Origin of the sequence: Desulfocucumis palustris, assembly GCF_002933875.1 — a bacterium.
GTDB classification, from domain to species: domain Bacteria; phylum Bacillota; class Desulfotomaculia; order Desulfotomaculales; family Desulfocucumaceae; genus Desulfocucumis; species Desulfocucumis palustris.
Map to the genome: position 1 here is coordinate 1 of NZ_BFAV01000092.1, position 17,069 is coordinate 17,069.

General features: G+C 52.1%; 16 protein-coding genes. 13 read left to right on the forward strand and 3 right to left on the reverse strand.

The features are described 5' to 3' along the window. The first annotated feature begins 432 nt into the window (after window positions 1–432). From nrdR to DCCM_RS19195, 4 genes are all read left to right on the forward strand, one after another. Complete coding sequence (gene nrdR, locus DCCM_RS06850) at window positions 433–906, forward strand: transcriptional regulator NrdR (RefSeq protein ID WP_104371684.1); 474 nt, start codon at window positions 433–435, stop codon at window positions 904–906. A gap of 104 nt (window positions 907–1,010) precedes the next feature. Then, on the forward strand, window positions 1,011–3,026 hold the full coding sequence (gene nrdD, locus DCCM_RS06855) for an anaerobic ribonucleoside-triphosphate reductase (RefSeq protein WP_104371685.1): 2,016 nt from the start codon (window positions 1,011–1,013) through the stop codon (window positions 3,024–3,026). A 58-nt stretch (window positions 3,027–3,084) separates the two neighbouring features. Further along, the gene (gene nrdG, locus DCCM_RS06860) at window positions 3,085–3,597 is read left to right on the forward strand and encodes an anaerobic ribonucleoside-triphosphate reductase activating protein (RefSeq protein ID WP_104371686.1); all 513 of its coding nucleotides are present in this window, start codon (window positions 3,085–3,087) and stop codon (window positions 3,595–3,597) included. A gap of 289 nt (window positions 3,598–3,886) precedes the next feature. Continuing rightward, window positions 3,887–5,041 carry a BsuPI-related putative proteinase inhibitor gene (locus DCCM_RS19195; protein WP_231702685.1) on the forward strand — a complete coding sequence of 385 codons (1,155 nt, stop codon included), beginning with the start codon at window positions 3,887–3,889 and terminating at the stop codon, window positions 5,039–5,041. A 167-nt stretch (window positions 5,042–5,208) separates the two neighbouring features. Here DCCM_RS19195 and DCCM_RS06875 read toward each other — a convergent pair whose 3' ends face one another. Then, entirely contained in the window at window positions 5,209–5,445 is a 237-nt protein-coding gene (locus DCCM_RS06875) for an FmdB family zinc ribbon protein (protein ID WP_104371687.1), read from the reverse strand. 211 nt (window positions 5,446–5,656) lie between these two features. Between DCCM_RS06875 and DCCM_RS06880 the strand changes: the two genes are divergently transcribed. The 3 genes from DCCM_RS06880 (at window position 5,657) to DCCM_RS06890 (ending at window position 8,865) form a co-directional block, all read left to right on the forward strand. After that, window positions 5,657–7,219, forward strand: a complete 1,563-nt coding sequence (locus DCCM_RS06880; RefSeq protein WP_104371688.1) for an MBL fold metallo-hydrolase RNA specificity domain-containing protein — start codon at window positions 5,657–5,659, stop codon at window positions 7,217–7,219. A 151-nt stretch (window positions 7,220–7,370) separates the two neighbouring features. Beyond that, the gene (gene pgeF, locus DCCM_RS06885; protein ID WP_307718802.1) at window positions 7,371–8,135 is read left to right on the forward strand and encodes a peptidoglycan editing factor PgeF; all 765 of its coding nucleotides are present in this window, start codon (window positions 7,371–7,373) and stop codon (window positions 8,133–8,135) included. Between the two features lie 19 nt (window positions 8,136–8,154). Then, window positions 8,155–8,865, forward strand: a complete 711-nt coding sequence (locus DCCM_RS06890; protein ID WP_104371690.1) for a response regulator transcription factor — start codon at window positions 8,155–8,157, stop codon at window positions 8,863–8,865. 6 nt (window positions 8,866–8,871) lie between these two features. Here DCCM_RS06890 and DCCM_RS06895 read toward each other — a convergent pair whose 3' ends face one another. Next, window positions 8,872–9,435: a CBS domain-containing protein gene (locus tag DCCM_RS06895; protein ID WP_104371691.1), complete on the reverse strand. Its 564-nt coding sequence runs from the start codon at window positions 9,433–9,435 to the stop codon at window positions 8,872–8,874. Between the two features lie 23 nt (window positions 9,436–9,458). After that, window positions 9,459–9,926, reverse strand: coding sequence for a CBS domain-containing protein (locus DCCM_RS06900; protein WP_104371692.1), 468 nt, complete (start codon window positions 9,924–9,926; stop codon window positions 9,459–9,461). 236 nt (window positions 9,927–10,162) lie between these two features. Between DCCM_RS06900 and atoS the strand changes: the two genes are divergently transcribed. From atoS to pstB, 6 genes are all read left to right on the forward strand, one after another. Continuing rightward, the gene (atoS, locus tag DCCM_RS06905) at window positions 10,163–12,028 is read left to right on the forward strand and encodes a two-component system sensor histidine kinase AtoS (RefSeq protein ID WP_231702687.1); all 1,866 of its coding nucleotides are present in this window, start codon (window positions 10,163–10,165) and stop codon (window positions 12,026–12,028) included. Next, window positions 12,006–13,382, forward strand: a complete 1,377-nt coding sequence (locus DCCM_RS06910; protein ID WP_104371693.1) for a sigma-54-dependent transcriptional regulator — start codon at window positions 12,006–12,008, stop codon at window positions 13,380–13,382. Before atoS ends, DCCM_RS06910 begins: the two co-directional genes overlap by 23 nt. 302 nt (window positions 13,383–13,684) lie before the next feature. Then, entirely contained in the window at window positions 13,685–14,068 is a 384-nt protein-coding gene (locus DCCM_RS06915) for a hypothetical protein (protein ID WP_104371694.1), read from the forward strand. A gap of 15 nt (window positions 14,069–14,083) precedes the next feature. Then, entirely contained in the window at window positions 14,084–15,001 is a 918-nt protein-coding gene (locus tag DCCM_RS06920) for a sulfite exporter TauE/SafE family protein (RefSeq protein WP_104371695.1), read from the forward strand. Continuing rightward, entirely contained in the window at window positions 15,001–15,828 is an 828-nt protein-coding gene (locus DCCM_RS06925; protein WP_104371696.1) for a TIGR02186 family protein, read from the forward strand. Before DCCM_RS06920 ends, DCCM_RS06925 begins: the two co-directional genes overlap by 1 nt. Before the next feature lie 376 nt (window positions 15,829–16,204). Continuing rightward, window positions 16,205–16,993 (forward strand): phosphate ABC transporter ATP-binding protein PstB, encoded by a 789-nt coding sequence (pstB, locus tag DCCM_RS06930; RefSeq protein WP_104371697.1) that lies wholly within the window; start codon window positions 16,205–16,207, stop codon window positions 16,991–16,993. Window positions 16,994–17,069 lie beyond the last annotated feature (76 nt).

Below are 17,069 nucleotides of genomic sequence, written 5' to 3' on the forward strand. Positions count from 1 at the left end.
ATATCGCTGGAAATACAAAATAGATGATTTTTCTATTGTATAATGTTTATGACAATCAATCCATTGATATGTTATTACGGAAACGCTATACTAGTTGTTCGCAAGGGTGGAAAAAAGTCAACTGTCGCGGTCGCGCACTCCATATTGATAGCAATTTATGGTGGAGGCCTTTACGGGTAGAGAAGAACTGGCCCGCGGCGGCGATTAGGCAACTGCGTACATAAAGTGAGGCCGGGACGAACGGTATGCTTGTCCTGCCTCTCCAAAACGGGGCGGCATTAATACCATTTAATAGGGGGGACTAAAGTCTCTCCTTTTAATTTCCTAGTAACATTTTCCGGTTTAAATCTTTATCCATTCCCCAATATGTTGTATAATACATTTGCCCGGGATACTATATTATGTTTATGTAAAGCGAGGGGTGGTGCCTTTGTGAAGTGCCCTTTTTGCGGCTTTGGTGACACTAAGGTTTTGGATTCCAGGCCCGCCGGCGACGGCAGCTCCATACGCCGCAGGAGGGAGTGCGTCAAGTGCGCCAAAAGGTTTACCACCTATGAGCGGCTGGACGAGCTTCCCCTGATGGTGGTAAAAAAGGACGGCCGCCGGGAGATGTTCGACCGGCCAAAATTATTATCCGGTATTGCCAAGGCCTGTCAGAAGCGGCCCATTTCCATGGATCATCTGGACGCGGCGGTCAACAGGATAGAGAGGCGGCTTAAGGATACGGCGGAAACCGAGGTAAACAGCCGGGATATAGGCGAACTGGTAATGGAGCTGCTGCGGGGGCTGGACGAAGTGGCCTACGTTCGTTTTGCCTCAGTCTACAGGGAGTTTCATGATGCCCGGAGTTTTGTGAAGGAAATTGAAAAGCTCATGGGGGTCGGAACCGGGGAAAAGACCGAGTGATTCGCATAACCCGGCCATAAATTGGAGACATGCGCCGGGACATTCCCTCGTGATATTGCTTAAGAAATAAAGAATTTACTATTTTCGAGGAGGCTTGCAAAAATTTGTTCAAGGTTATCAGAAAGAGAGACGGGCGTGAGGTTTCCTTTGACGAATCCAAAATAACCGATGCCATTTTTAAAGCAGCCCGGGCGGTGGGCGGAGAAGATCGCCAAACCGCCATGGAGCTTACCATCGAAGTTTTGAAAATGCTAAAAAAGCTTTATAATGGCAACATTTTCGGTGTGGAGGAAGTTCAGGACATGGTGGAAAAGGTGCTGATCGAAGCCGGTCACGCCCGCACGGCCAAGGCGTACATACTCCACCGGGACAGGCGTACGCGCATCAGGGATGCCAAGGGTGAACTGATGGACGCGGTGGAAGAAATACTGGAGGAAACCAACCGGGAAAACGCCAACATAAGCAATTCTCCTTCGGCCAAAATGCTGCAGATAGCCAGTGCGGCCAGTAAAAAATACTATCTCACCAGACTTATTCCCGAAGAAATGTCTCTGGCCCACCTGCGGGGCGATATTCACATTCACGATCTGGACTTCTACGGAAAAACACTAACCTGCGTGCAAATCCCCCTTGGCAGGCTGTTGGCCGAGGGTTTTAACACCGGTCACGGCTATATCAGGCCGCCCAGGCGTCCCACCTCGGCCACCGCGCTGGCGGCTATTATACTTCAAAGCTCCCAGAACGACATGCACGGGGGGCAGTCCTTCGCCTTTTTTGACAGGGACATGGCGCCCTTTGTGGAGGACGCGGATGATTTTGAAACCTATCAGGCCATGGAGGCCCTTATATACAACCTTAATTCAATGCATAGCAGGGCGGGAGCCCAGGTTCCCTTTTCCTCCATCAACGTGGGTACGGAAACCTCCGAGGCATCCCGCAGGGTGGTGCGCAATCTGCTGCTGGCCTACGAAGCGGGACTGGGCAGGGGGGAAAATCCAATATTTCCCAATATTATTTTCAAGGTCAAGAAGGGGGTCAACCTGGACCCCGGCGACCCCAACCACGATTTGTTCCAGCTTGCCATAAGGGTTGCCGCCAAGCGGCTGAACCCCACCTTCAGCTTTATGGATTCCAGTTTTAATGCCGAGTACGGGGATCAGGTGGGATATATGGGCTGCCGCACCAGGGTAATGGCCAACCGCCGGGGTCCTGCCGTCACCGACGGCAGGGGCAACCTGTCCTTCACCACCATTAACCTTCCCCGGGTGGCCATAAAAGCCGAGCGGGACCTGGATATGTTTTACCGTAAATTGTCCGATTTGATGGATCTGGCTGTCCGTCAGCTGCTGCACAGGTTTAAGGTTCAGGGCAGGCTGAAGGTTAAGGATATGCCCTTTGTGATGGGGCAGGGGTTATATATGGGTTCTCAAAATCTTAGGCCGGATGATTCCATTGAAGAGGTAATCGTACACGGCACTCTCACCGTTGGTTTTATCGGCCTGGCCGAAACCCTTACCGCCCTTACCGGCAGGCACCATGGACAGAGCGAGGAGTCCCAGGCCCTGGGACTTGAAATAATATCTTTTTTGAGAAAGAAGATTGACCAGGCGTGTGAGGAGCACAACCTGAACTATACCCTGCTGGCCACTCCGGCGGAGGGTCTGAGCGGCCGCTTTGTGAAGCTGGACCGTAAAGAATTCGGCATAATTCCCGGAGTTACCAACAAGGATTATTATACCAACTCCTTCCACGTACCGGTTGATTATATAATCAGTTCCTTTGACAAGATTAGCCTGGAGGGCCCCTACCATAAATTCTGCAATGCCGGTCACATAAGCTATGTGGAAATGGCCTCGCCTCCCGTGAACAACCCGGAAGCCATGGAGGCCCTGGTGAGACACATGGCTGCCAGCGACATGGGCTACGCCGCGGTGAATTTCCCGGTGGACTTTTGCACCTCCTGCAACATGATGGGGGTAATAAACCAGGATAGCTGCCCTTCCTGCGGTTCCACGGCAATAAGCAGGGTAAGGCGGATAACCGGTTATCTCAGCACCGTGGACCGCTTCAACGACAGTAAGGTGTCTGAGCTTAACGACCGGATTACCCACGGGGCATAGCCCTCCCGGGCAAGGGGGCCTCCATGCCGGTAACTCATAATTAAAAGGAAGGGTTTATATGGATTGGGTGGAACTGGCCGGAGTGCTGCCCGAAAGCGTGGTGGACGGTCCCGGTCTTCGTTTCGTCATATTCACCCAGGGCTGCCCGCACCGCTGCAAAGGTTGTCATAACCGGCACACCTGGGAGCCCGGCGGCGGCAAAATGTATGCCGCGGACGAATTGTTTGAGCAGATAAGGGCCAATCCTCTTTTAAAGGGCATTACCCTTTCAGGGGGCGAGCCCTTCAGCCAGTCGGCGCCCCTTGCCGGGCTGGCCAGGAGAGTCCGGGACAAGGGGATGGACGTCATCTGCTATTCGGGCTACACCTGGGAGTATTTGACCGGTCATTTGAACGGCCGCGGTAATTTTCAGGAGTTGCTCGGGGTTACGGATTATCTGGTGGACGGCCCCTTTGTGGAAGAACTGAGAAATTTTAAGCTTCCCTTCAGGGGCTCGTCCAACCAGCGGATTATAGATGTTAAACAGTCATTGGAGCAGGGCGTTATTGTGCCGGCGGCCTGGGGCCGGTAAAGGGACATAAAAGGCCCGGTAACCACCGCTCCGGTCAATAATTCCAATAATCAAACCATTGCCGGGCGGATTAAGATGTAACCCTCCCATGCTGAAACACATATTATATGGGTAAGGGGACACACCTTCCTGTATTGTCAATAACCGGTCAACTTGCGTATTCCAGGAGGAATATCCCCAATTTATGGGGATATTTCTTTTTGTGTTGTTGAACCTGGTGCTTGCCGGCAATGTCCGGGAAGGAGCGTCCCTCAAATTATGAACCCTGAAAGCAAGGGAGGGAAGCTTTTTGGCCGTTACCTATACAGTGCGGAGCGGAGATACCCTTGGGGCCATCGCGCAGCGTTATAACACCACGGTGGAACGCCTGGTGGAGCTGAACAACCTGTCCAATCCCAACATGATTCAGGTGGGGCAGGTACTGGTTATTGACAGCCAGGCGGACAGCGGCGCTGCAAACGGGGAGGAGGGAGCCGATCCGTCCGTCAGCAGGAGGATAGGCGGACTGCTGTACGTTTTTGGAACCCCCCGGGATGTGTACCGGCAGGGCGAAACCATACCTATCAGTCTCAGGAAAACCAACGTTTCCGGAAGAAACCTGGACCTCTATTATCCCACCAGCCAGAGGTTTGAATTTGAAGCTGTGAATCAGTCCGGGAGGGTCATCTGGAACTATTCCTCCGGGAGGGTTTTCAACCAGGTGGCGCAGACCGTGACACTCAGACCCGGCCAGTCCCAAAGCTTCAGTTTTAACTGGAACCAGAGAAACAACCAGGGAAATCTGGTTGGTCCACAGGTGTTGACCCTGAGGGGCTACAATGTGGCCAGCGGATTAAGAAACCAGTTCGTCTCGGTTTCCATCCGGATAACCGGAGGGGCCACCACCAGGCCCCCGATTACCACCAGACCTCCTATTACCACCAGGCCGCCGGTTACCACCACGCCGTCTCCCGGGGGGTGCCAGGCCGGAGTAAACCTGCTCAGGAACCCGGGCTTTGAATCCTGGAATACCCTCACCTCCCCCAGGAACTGGGTAAGCGTAAATGTTGTTCAGAGCAACGTGAGACACAGCGGGCAGTATTCGGCCCGGATGGGCGATAACCCGTCCCGCAGCGCGGAGCTGTATCAGGATATCCCCGTGCTGCCCCAGAGGACCTACCGGCTGACGTTCTGGGGCAGGGAGGTGGGCAGTCGTGAAAATGGTGATTTCAACCTGAGAACCAGTGTGCTCTATCTCAACAGCAGGGGCAGTGTTATAGGGCAGTCCGACCCGGATTACGATGAAAATTTCATTCCCAACGACAGGTTCAGCCAGTTCTCCTTTACCACCGGAAGGATACCCGCCGACGCCCGCACCGCCCGGGTCAGGTTCAGATTTACCCCCCGGGCCAACAACAATAATGGCGTGGCCGTGGATGACGTGTTTTTGGAGTGCATATTATAGAAAATTAAACAAGGGGCTGTGCCGGTCCCCACGGCAGGCCCCAAATAACGATTTAAACAGCAATCCCGTACCACTTGACAGTGATACGGGACTATTTTTGAATCATTTTGGATTTGCCGCCCTGCCAGTAAGCTTTTGACACGGCCCTTGCCTAAAATGTCCGTGTTTTAATGACCGCAGGTGCTGCAACTGCTTGAACTGCAACCGCTGCAGCCGCCGCCACCGCCCATGGGCGTGGAGAGACCGTTCTTGCCGACGCTTTTGGGGGCAAAACCGCTCATAACCCTCTGGGGTTTGGGAGCTTCACAGCGGGGGCAGTTTATATTTTCGCCGGTTTCCCCCATGGGGCACAGCTTGTCGAATTTATTGCCGCAGGAGTCGCAGCGGAATTCGTAAATGGGCATAAAGTAAACCTCCTTTTGTTAATGCTTTATAATAACAGATCATGGAACAATTACGGCTCATTATATCAATAAGATTATCCCTGCGGGGTATTGCTGTCAAGCGCAGGTTAGAAAAAAGTTAAGGGCCAAAACTGTTTTAAGGAAGGGATTAGCGGCCGATAGAGTGAATTAATAATTAATTCATCGAAAATAGCCGAACGGGGGAGCTTTCATGAGATTAAAATTTTTTGGCGCCGCGGGCACTGTAACTGGTTCCTGTCATATGATAGAAACGGGGGCTACCAGGATTCTGGTTGACTGCGGTGTTTTTCAGGGCTCCAGGTCGTTGCGGGAGCGTAATTATCAGCCGTTTCCGTTTAATCCCACCGGGTTGGATTTTGTTTTGCTGACCCATGCCCATATTGATCATAGCGGTGCTATTCCAAAACTTGTAAAACAGGGCTTTAGTGGAAAAATATTTGCCACGGGGGCGACCACGGATCTCTGCGAGGTGATGTTGCCCGACAGTGGATATATACAGGAAATGGAGGTCGAGCGGTTAAACCGCAAAAACAGCCGTTCCGGCAAACAGCTTGTTACACCCATTTACACCGCCGAAGAGGCCAGGGAGAGCATGCGTTATTTTAAGCGGGTCAGCTACGGGGAGACCATTTCCCTGAACAACAATATCAGCGTGCGCTTCCTGGACGCCGGACATATTTTGGGTTCCGCCATGCTGGAGATTTGGATCAGGGAAGGCGAAAAGCAGACCAAGCTGCTGTTTACCGGGGATCTGGGCAGTGACAACAAGCCCTTTGTCAACGACCCCACCGATGTGGCGGCCGCCGATTACGTTATCATGGAGTCCACATACGGGGCCAGGCTTCACAAGGATTCAGGAAACAGGATCGAGAAGCTTCACGATGTATTATGGGAGACCCACGGGAAGGGCGGCAATTTAATTATTCCGGCATTCGCCGTGGAGCGTACCCAGGACCTGTTGTACGACATGAATTTACTCATGCTGGAAAAAAGATTTCCGCCCATGCAGGTGTATATCGACAGCCCCATGGCTGTGGCCGCCACCCAGGTGTTTAAAAATCACCCGGAGTGTTTTGACCAGGAAACCAGGGAACTGATCAGGCAGGGCAAGGATCCCCTGGCCCTGCCGGGATTGGTTTTTTCCCAGACCACGGAGGAATCCATCGCCCTGAACAATATTCCCGGGGGGGCGGTAATTCTTTCAGCCAGCGGAATGTGTGACGCGGGACGGATAAAACACCACCTGAAACACAACCTGTGGCGAAAGGAGTCCACCGTTTTGTTCGTGGGATACCAGGCTGAGGGAACCAAGGGCAGGCGGTTGATGGAAGGGGAAAAGTCAATCAGGATTCACGGCGAGGAAGTGGCTGTTAAAGCCGACATCAAAAGTATCGACGGTTTTTCAGCCCATGCGGACCAGAAGGAATTACTGGACTGGCTGGGCAACTTTACCGAGCCGCCCCAAAGGGTATTCCTGGTGCACGGGGAGCCCGAGTCCACAGACGTCTTTTCCCGTCTGGTGGAGGAGCGCCTTAACATACCCGTAACCGTACCCCAGTGGCTGGATGCCGTGGATTTGACCCCGGGCCCGGTGGTAAGCCAGGAGGATGTTCTGAAGGCCCACAGCCTGGTGGCGAATAAGCTCAAGTCCCTGCTGGAGGTCAAGGGCGGGGAGGGTAATTATACGGAAATTATGAGACAATTGGGCCACCTGGACGGACTGATAGAAAAAATAAAAACCAAGGCGGGATAATATAAGTTAACTTTACGGCCTGTCGCTCTCCGGCTTTGAGGAGGGGAGCGTACAGGCCGCCGCAGGATTATTTTAACAGGAAAGGGTTGAGAACAACCTGTCCCCGTATAAAATAGTTGATAAAGAAGGTTTAAAATACCTGACCTTTGACATATTTGAGCGAACAGGCCTGGTAAGGCACGCATTCAGCACCAGGCTGGGGGGGGTAAGCGGCGCCCCCTATGAATCGCTAAACATGGCCTTTCACGTGGGTGACCGGGATGAGGCGGTGCTGGAAAACCGGAGGCTCATGTGCCGGGCGTTGGGGGCGGAACCGGGGGACATGGTGGCCGGAAAGCAGGTGCACGGCACGGAGATATGCAGGGTAACCGGCCGCCACCGGGGTAAAGGCGCCCGCTCCCTGGAAAGCGCCATACCGGACACGGACGGGCTGGTCACGGCGGAACCGGGTATTTTATTGTCAAGCTACTACGCCGACTGCGTGCCGGTGATGCTGCTTGATCCGGTGAAAAAAGCCGTTGGGCTGGCCCATGCCGGCTGGAAAGGCACCGCCGGGCGCATAGCGGCAAAGGCGGTTCAGACCCTGCGGGAATGTTTCGGGACGGACCCCGGTGATTGTCTGGCGGTGGTGGGCCCTTCCATTGGACCGTGCTGTTATGAGATAGATTCGCCGGTGCTGGAGCAGTTTAAAAAGAGTTATGAAAACTGGCCGGAAATGCTGCGCCGGACCGCTCCGGACAGGTGGAAGCTGAATTTGTGGCTGGCCAACCGGAGGGTTTTGGAAGAAGCCGGCCTTAAGGAAAATAATATTCTGGAAGCCGGGCTTTGCACAGCCTGCCACAGGGATTTGTTCTTTTCCTACAGGGGGCAGTCCGGCCTGTGCGGAAGAATGGCATCGCTAATTATGCTCAAATGACCGGAGAGGGGGATTGGGGTTGCAGACAATTCTGGTGGTGGACGATGAAGAAAATATTGTGGAATTAATCAAATTCAATCTTGAAAGGGAAGGCTACAGGGTAATTACCGCCGGGGACGGAAACACTGCCATAGCCCTGGCTGAAAGTGAATCTCCGGATCTCATACTGCTGGACATTATGCTGCCGGGAATGGACGGACTGGGGGTATGCAGAATACTCAACCAGAAATCCAGGACCAGGAATATTCCCATTATAATGCTCAGTGCCAGGGCGGAGGAATTGGACAAGGTGCTGGGTCTGGAAATAGGTGCCGATGACTATGTTACAAAGCCCTTCAGCACCAGGGAACTGGTGGCCAGAATCAAAGCCAGGCTCAGGAGGAACCGGGAAACTGAAGAGGTTGTCCAGGATAAATACTGCGCCAGACTGGTTTTCAACCGCCTGGTGATAGATCAGGAGAAATTTCTGGTAACCGTTGACGACAACAGGCTGGATCTTACCCCCAAGGAATTTGAGCTTTTAAAATTTTTGGCCTGTGAGCCGGGTAAAGTTTTTTCCCGGGATTACCTGCTGGAAAAAATATGGGGATACGATTATCTGGGGGACTCCAGGACGGTGGACGTGCACATCAGGCACATCAGGCAGAAATTCGAACAAATTCCCGGACAGCCGCAATTTATTGAGACTGTCCGTGGCGTGGGTTACCGGTTTAAGGATGTGGCGGGTTAGGGCTATTCAGGTTGAGGCGAATTTACCCAGCAGTTTAACCAGCAGCGGCAGGTCATGGGGAGTTGTGCCTGTTGCCTGCCTGAAACCTCCGGATAGGTGGTATTTATAGAAAAGTTGGCCCAGGTCAAGTATGCCTGTTGCCTTCCCGCCGTCAGTCACCGGAAGGTGATTGACCCTATGGCGCGCAAAAAGCCTGGCGGCGGCGGAAATGCTGCTGTGGCGCCTGATTGACACCGCGCCCAGCGGCCGCATGATTTCGCGTACGGTAACCCGGGCGTTTCCGCGCATTTCATGGATGTAATGCCAGGAGAAACATTCTTCCTTAAAAGCCGGATCTTCATCCAGCAATCTCAGCCCCAGCGCATTAAAGATACATTTCACGGTCAGCAGGCCGGTGGGCTCCCCGTTCCTGTCCCGCACCATCAGAAGCCGCTTACCCTGCCAGGGGCCATCCTTGTGCAGGGCCTCCTTAAGCATTTTAATGCCGGTGTATACGGATTCGTCCCGGCCGATGACCGGGTATTCACTTAGCGGTATGGCATATGCGTCTATTTCACTGTTCTTCGGCACGGTCTTTACAACCTCCCCGCTTTTTAAAGCAATTCCTCCATGAACCACAGCAAATCAATAGCCCTGATTACCCCTACCAGTCTTCCCCGCTCCTTAACCAGAACCGAATTGTTCCTGTTTTCAATTATAGCCCGGGCCGCGTGCAGTATATCATCGCCGGCGTTCACCCAATTGGCGCTGACAGGACGCATCAAATCCTTGATTTGCAATATGTTGTTTTTTTTGCCCGCCCTGATTACATACCAGGGCTTCCACCTGCCCCTGCCGGGGTCCCCGAGGCCTATGGCCTTCAGCAGGGAGCGCATGGTTACATAGCCCACGTACTCATTTGCCCCGTTGCTTATAAAAAGGGACTCGTAGCCTTTCCAGTGACTGTTCTTGCCACTGAAAGCCTCAACCATCAGTTCAGCGGCCCGGCCTATATATTCGTCCTCGCCGGCCACGGGATATTCGTCGATGGAGATCATCACGTCAGCCGCTCTTGTTCCCATGCCTGACACCTTCTTTGGGTAATTAAACTACCAACCCTTTTTGAAATATTCCAGCAAATCAGGTGCCAGTTTGGTTAAATACCTTTAGCCCCGGTATTGCCGGGTTTTAATTTGTTTGGCCGGCGGCGCTGGGTTAATTTTGCACGTTTTGTGGGCAAAAAATGCCCACAAAACCCCGGGGCAGTGCTATAATTATATCGTGCAATTAGTTAACTACCCTTGCAAAGGAGCATGACGTGAAAATAAAAATAAAAAAACCCAATATAAAATATGAGGGCTTTATCAATCAGCTGCTTATTCTGATTGTTGTGCTGCTGCTTATCCCCATTGTGCTTACATTCTATCTTTTTCATATGGTGCACAGCACCCAGCTGGGGATGATTAACAACCAGCGCAAAGTGCTGGAGGAAGTGCTGGATCACCTGGACAAAAAGCTGGACCGGCCTTTCGACAGCATGCTGGTGGACCTGAAGGTGCAGAACCTGCCCAAACGGGACCAGGAGAAGGCCCTAAACCAGGCTCTGAGGCCCATACTGGACGAGGTTGCCCAAAAATATCCCGGTGTTGATATAGGCTATTATTCAAAGGAATTTGACGTGATACTGGACGGTGACAACCAGCATTTAAACGAGAATTTTTCCGAGCGCAGAAAACGGAATTTCGACGACACCCTGGAAACCAAAAATTTAGTGTTTAATATACTGGGACAGGCGGAAAACGGCCAGTTGGAGGCATACCAGCCGCTGGTCAAGGACGGCAAAGTCATCGGGGCGGTCTGGGCCATTAAAAATATCAACCAGATATACCGGACCGTGGGCGAGATTCAGCAGGTGGTCTACGTGATTATATTCATTGGGGCTATATTGGCCTTCACCGGGGCTTTCGTGCTGATAAACAAATTTGCCAGGACCGTCAGCGATATTAAAAAGGGTCTTAATATAATGGGCAACGATCCCACCTACGTAATACCCCGGGCCACCGGAGAGCTGGGGGAGATAACCGATGCCGTCAACGAGATGTTCAGTAAACTGGTTAATATGCAAAATTACAACGAAATAATATTGACCAGCCTGGAGGACGGAATTATAACCGTTGACCGGGGGGAGAGGATTATCAGCCTTAACCAGGCGGCCAGAAACCTGCTGAATCTTGACGGCTCCTGCCTGGGCCAAAAAATAGATGAGGTGTTTCCCGGGGAATCGCCCTTTATTTACTATCTCAGGAAAACCAGGTCGGAAAACAGGCCCTTCAAGGACCTGGATGTAATATTCGGCAATGGGGGCGACGAAGCCAGGCACCTGCTGCTCAGCACTTCCACCATGGTAAATGTGAGGGGGGAGCAGGTGGACACATTGCTGCACTTCAGGGACATTACCGAGATTGTCCGGCTGCAGGAAAATATGAACAGGCAGCAAAGGCTGGCCTCCCTGGGCAAACTGGTGGCCGGGGTGGCTCACGAGATCAGGAGCCCGCTGACATCCATTACCGGTTACATCCAGTTCTGGACCAGGGGGCACGTGCCCTCGCCCAAATCCCTGGGCATCGTTAACCGGGAGATGAACCGGCTCAGTGCCATGACCGACAAGCTGCTGGAGTTCGCCAGGCCTTCCCGGGCGGTGCTGGAGGAATGCGACCTCAACGGCCTGGTAAAAAGGCTGGTCCAGTTTTTCGCGGATGCCCACAGCGGCGGGGAAATGGAAATATCCTATTCCTACCGGGAGAGCCTGCCGCCCGCCAGGATTGATTCGGGCCAGATAGAGCAGGTTTTGTCAAACATACTGTACAACGCCTACCAGGCCACGGACGGCAGGGGCAGGCTGGAGATCAGCACCGGCTACGACGCTGAAAGGGATATGCTGGAGGTTACCGTGCGGGATGACGGCTGCGGCATACCCGATGATGTCCTTCCAAAGATGTTTGAGCCGTTTTTTACCACCAAGTCCAAGGGCACCGGACTGGGGCTGGCCATCGCCTATGAAATAATGGAGGCCCACAACGGGTTAATCCAGGTGGACAGCGAATTGGGCCGGGGCACCACCGTTAAAATATATTTACCAACAGCGAACAGGGGTGAGAGCAATGCCGCGGGTGCTGATAGTTGATGACGAAGAGGGTGTATGCGAGCTGCTGCGCGATGTGCTGGAGGACGCGGGCTACGAGGTGCTTGTGTCCTATAACGCCAGGGATGCCTTTGGTATTCTGGCATCCCAGTCACTGGACACGGTGCTGCTGGACATCCGTTTGCCGGATGCGGACGGCATGCAAATGATGGAAGAGTTTAACAAAATGGGCCTGCACGTTCCGGTAATATTGATGACCGCCTTTGGAACCACCGAAATAGCCATTCAGGCTATGAAGCAGGGCGCCCACGATTATCTGAACAAGCCCCTGAACCTGGATGAACTGCTGCTGGCGGTGAATAAGGCGGTAAAAATGCGGCAGCTTGTCTCTGAAGTGGCCAATTTGCGGGAGAAGCTTGATGACGAAATTGATCCCGACGACAGCTTTATTGGCCAATCCAAGGACATGCAGGAAATATTTAAGGTTATCGGCAAGGTGGCGGACAGCGACATCACCGTTTTGATCCAGGGTGAGAGCGGAACAGGCAAGGAAATGGTGGCCAGGGCCATCCATAACAATAGCAGGCGTAATAACCTGCCTTTTGTTAAAATCAACTGCGCCAGCATTCCGGAGGGCCTGATGGAAAGCGAGCTGTTCGGGCATGAAAAAGGCTCTTTCACCGGCGCGATCAGCCAAAAGCCCGGTAAATTCGAGCTGGCGCATAGCGGAACGGTTTTTCTGGATGAAATTGGAGAGCTCTCTCAACTGGCCCAGACCAAATTGTTGCGGGTTCTGCAGGAAAAGGAATTTGAAAGGGTGGGGGGCACCAGGAGCATTAAGGTGGACGTCCGCATCCTGGCGGCCACTAACCGGAATCTTAAAAGGCTGGTGGCCGAGGGAAAATTCAGGGAGGATTTGTATTACCGGATAAATGTGGTTAATGTGCAGCTGCCGCCTCTAAGGGAAAGAAAGGAGGATATCCCGATTCTGTTTAACAACTTTTTAAAGAAATTCAGCCATAAATACAACAAGCAGATAAACGGGGTATCCCGGGAGGCCCTGGCGGTAATCGAAAGCTATAACTGGCCGGGCAATGTCCGGGAAATGAGAAACATATGCGAACAGGCCGTGGTCATGACCCGGGGCCCGGCGGTACTTGTGGAGGATTTGCCCATCAGCAATAACGGGGGGTATTCCCGGGACGGCAATGGAATGGGCGCCCAGGGGCAAATAAACTTCAACAGGCCGCTGAAGGATATAGTATCGGAGGTTGAGAAGCAGGCGATACTAAACGCGCTCAACAAGAACAACTGGAACCGCCAGGAAACGGCCAGCGCCCTGGGGCTGAACCGCAGGTCTCTATATGCCAAGATGAAGGAGTATAATTTGTTATAGTGGGCATATATTGCCCGCAGGTTCGGGCAATATATGCCCACTACTTAAGACGCCGGCAAAGCCGTAATGCGTCATGTGCCTGAAAATACAGACTAAAATCATTTGGCTGCCACCCCGTTCGGGTGGCATTTGTTTTGCACAATAGCATTAGCAAATAAATATTTTCACTATCACAGCTGTCGGGGGGTGGTGTCTTTTCCCGGGGTCCGGACCCGCGCTGCCGCATGCAAATTGAGGCACTAGTAACAATCGGATCCGGCCATTAATTCAGCGGATAATTAAAATGAAGGGGGAGGCGCATTATGACCGCGCAAAGCAAGGTTAAACTGAATAAATTCAGCGGGTGGGTCGCCATGGCGGTTCTTGCCGCATCTGTTGTATTGTTGTGGTCAGGGCTTAATGTACTCAAGGCGGATGTATTCACCCATTATTACAATCCGGCCAAACACGTAATAGTGGATCAGAACCCTGACACCAAGGAAGTATACGCCTGGAAAGACCAGGCGGGCAATGTTTACACACCAGAGGATTCTCAAGTGAAAAACTTTACCTGGGGCACCACCGCCCTTTTGCTGGTGGTTATGCTTTTCGGTGTTATTGCCTATAACGGATCAATTAAATATTATACCAAGGTATTGTTAAACAATGAGCCCCAAAATCATAATTATGTTCCTAGACTCCAATAAAGGAGGGGAATATACATGGACATTTTTTTTCCTATAGCCAGGATGCCGATATCCGTGGCGGCCATTCTGGGACTGGGAGGCGTGGTGGGCTTACTGTCCGGGCTGTTCGGCGTGGGAGGCGGTTTCCTCATGACGCCGCTGCTGATGATGATGGGGGTTCCCCCGGCTGTGGCGGTGGCCAGCGACACCAACCAGATTGTTGCCGCTTCAGCTTCCGGTACCATAGCCCACAGCAAAAGCAAAAATGTGGATTATAAACTTGGCTTTATCATCCTGCTGGGCGGACTGGCCGGCGGCAGTCTGGGCACAGTGGTGGTAAAGATTTTGCGGGGGCTGGGCAACTTTGATTTCGTGTTAAAAAGTTCATATGTGCTCATGCTGCTGCTGGTGGGAACCTTTATGTTCATTGAGAGCTTAAGCGCCCTGAAGAAGAAGGATGTCGATGTGTCCGCCGGCCGCAAGCCCTCGGCCGTTGCGCGTTTCATGGCCAAAATGCCGGTCCGGATGTATTTCGAGGTGTCAGGCATTGAAAGTTCCCTTATCGCGCTTTTTGGCCTGGGCCTGCTGGTAGGAGTGCTTTCAGCGGTGATGGGCGTGGGCGGCGGTTTCATCATGCTGCCGGTAATGATTTACTTCATCGGCATGCCCACCCATAACGCGGTAGGCACCAGTATATTCGTAATCATTTTCACAGCCATTAACGTTACCATAGCCCAGAGTGTATTAAACCATACGGTGGATCTGGTGCTTGCCCTGGTGTTGTTAATCGGCTCATCCATCGGCGCCCAGTTTGGCGCCAAATTAGGGAAAAAGCTTAAGGCTGAACAGCTCAGGGTTGTGTTTTCCCTTATAGTGCTGGCGGTGATGGTAAAAATGCTGGCGGATCTGCTCATTGTACCTTCTTCCTTGATCGGGCTGGGAGGGGGACATTGATGAAAAAAATACTGCTTGTTATACTGGCGCTAACATTTGCCATGAGCTTTTCCGGCCTGGCCCTGGCCCAGGACCCGGGCATCAGGGTATCACCGGCCAATATTGATATCGGTATGAATTTCAAGGGCGCGGATCTGGATATAACAGGCAACGTTCCCCGGGGAGCGGACATTTTTATCAAAGTCAGCTCTCCCAACGACCTGAGACTGGAACTGGACAAAAAAGGCAAGGTCGGGCCGTTTTGGATGAACGTTGAAAATACCACGGTTACCAATGTTCCCAAACTCTATCAGATAATATCGTCAAAACCGCTGGCTGAGCTGTCCGGTGATATTAAGAAGCAGACCGGTATAGACCAAACCTTCGGACCCATTTATGCATGGGCCAAAGTGGAGAAGCACTCCGATGACGGCCTGGTGGAACTTCCCGCTGATAAGGCCAAAACCTATATCAGCGCCCTGGTGGACATTTACCGTAAAAGCGGTCTTTACGCCGTTAATGAAAATGCTGTCAGCATTAATGGCGACAGGTTTAACGCCAGAGTGAAACTGCCGCCCAACATTCCCCAGGAAAAATGCACCGTAACCGTCTATGCCGTGAAAGACGGCAGGATTGTGGATACTTCCCTGGTGCCCTTCAACGTGGCCAGCGTGGGCATGGTCAGGTGGTTCAATAGTGAAGCCATATATGACGGACCCCAGTACGGGTTCATCGCAGTGATGCTGGCTCTGGCTTTCGGCACCGCGGTGGCGTTCCTTTTCAGCTATCTTGAGAACATTCTTAGCGGCGGGAAAACTACAGGTTTTAATCCCGGCGCTAGCCATTAAATCATAATATCCCTCATTAAACCGGCAGCGCGGCAACTCCCGCGTTATGCCGGTTTTTTTTTGCCTCCCAAAGCAGGTGCGGCCGCCTCATTGATAGTAGTATATATATCAGCCGGACCCGGCTCAATTGATAACAGGCCAAAAGCCTTAAATTATTGTTGAAGTTGCCGTGTTGCAGTCCGGCAAGTCTAAAGTTTCACTATGGTTGAGCCAAGAGCGTTATATTGGTTCCCAATGGCAGAAGTGGCGGTTATATATTTACAGCCAGGAAAAAGATTAAACAATATTCAAGCCATTTTTAACGGGTAGGCCGTTAATTAAAAATTAACTTTATTCTAACGGGCCTATAATATGCCTTTGTTAAAATGTCAAAAATATGTTTATTTGCATTAAGAGTGAGGTATCGAAATTGTCCGACAAAATTGAAGTAGAAAACCTGAATCTTTTTTATAAGGATTTTCAGGCCCTCAAGGACGTCAACATAAACATTAGAGAAAACAGGATCAGCGCGTTGATAGGGCCGTCCGGTTGCGGCAAGTCGACTTTTTTGAGAGTGCTTAACAGGATGAACGATCTTTATGAGGGGGTGCGGGTGGAGGGCAACGTTCTCCTGGACGGAAATGACATATATAAAGATAACGTGGATGTGGTTGCCCTGCGCAAAAGGGTGGGGATGGTCTTCCAGAGGCCAAATCCTTTTCCCATGTCCATTTATGACAACGTGGCCTACGGCCCCCGCATACACGGAAAGCGGAATAAAAAAGCCCTGGATGAACTGGTGGAAATGAGCCTGCGGGGCGCCGCCCTGTGGGACGAGGTGCATGACCGGCTGTTAAAGCCCGCCCTGGGTTTGTCGGGCGGGCAGCAGCAGAGGCTGTGTATCGCCAGATTGCTGGCGGTGGAACCGGATGTACTGCTGATGGATGAGCCCAGTTCGGCTCTTGATCCCATATCCACCTTAAAAATAGAAGAACTGATTCAGGTGCTGAAAAACGACTATACCATAGTAATAGTAACCCACAACATGCAGCAGGCCGCCAGGGTATCGGACTATACGGCCTTTTTCCTCAACGGGGAACTCATTGAATATGGAGAAACCGAAGAGATTTTCACCAGGCCCAGGGACCGCAGGACTGAGGACTATATCACCGGCAGATTCGGTTAAAAAAAAATTTTCAGGCAATAGACCGGCGGAGGTTTATATATAGCACCTTATTGTTAATTAATGTCCATATATTGTA

Coding starts and splice junctions, on each gene's coding strand:
- nrdG (WP_104371686.1), top strand. CDS start 3,085: ATGGATTGGGTGGAACTGGCCGGAGTGCTGCCCGAAAGCGTGGTGGAC.
- DCCM_RS06875 (WP_104371687.1), bottom strand. CDS start 5,445: ATGCCCATTTACGAATTCCGCTGCGACTCCTGCGGCAATAAATTCGAC.
- DCCM_RS06880 (WP_104371688.1), top strand. CDS start 5,657: ATGAGATTAAAATTTTTTGGCGCCGCGGGCACTGTAACTGGTTCCTGT.
- DCCM_RS06900 (WP_104371692.1), bottom strand. CDS start 9,926: ATGGGAACAAGAGCGGCTGACGTGATGATCTCCATCGACGAATATCCC.
- DCCM_RS06910 (WP_104371693.1), top strand. CDS start 12,006: ATGCCGCGGGTGCTGATAGTTGATGACGAAGAGGGTGTATGCGAGCTG.
- DCCM_RS06915 (WP_104371694.1), top strand. CDS start 13,685: ATGACCGCGCAAAGCAAGGTTAAACTGAATAAATTCAGCGGGTGGGTC.
- DCCM_RS06920 (WP_104371695.1), top strand. CDS start 14,084: ATGGACATTTTTTTTCCTATAGCCAGGATGCCGATATCCGTGGCGGCC.
- DCCM_RS06925 (WP_104371696.1), top strand. CDS start 15,001: ATGAAAAAAATACTGCTTGTTATACTGGCGCTAACATTTGCCATGAGC.
- pstB (WP_104371697.1), top strand. CDS start 16,205: ATGTTTATTTGCATTAAGAGTGAGGTATCGAAATTGTCCGACAAAATT.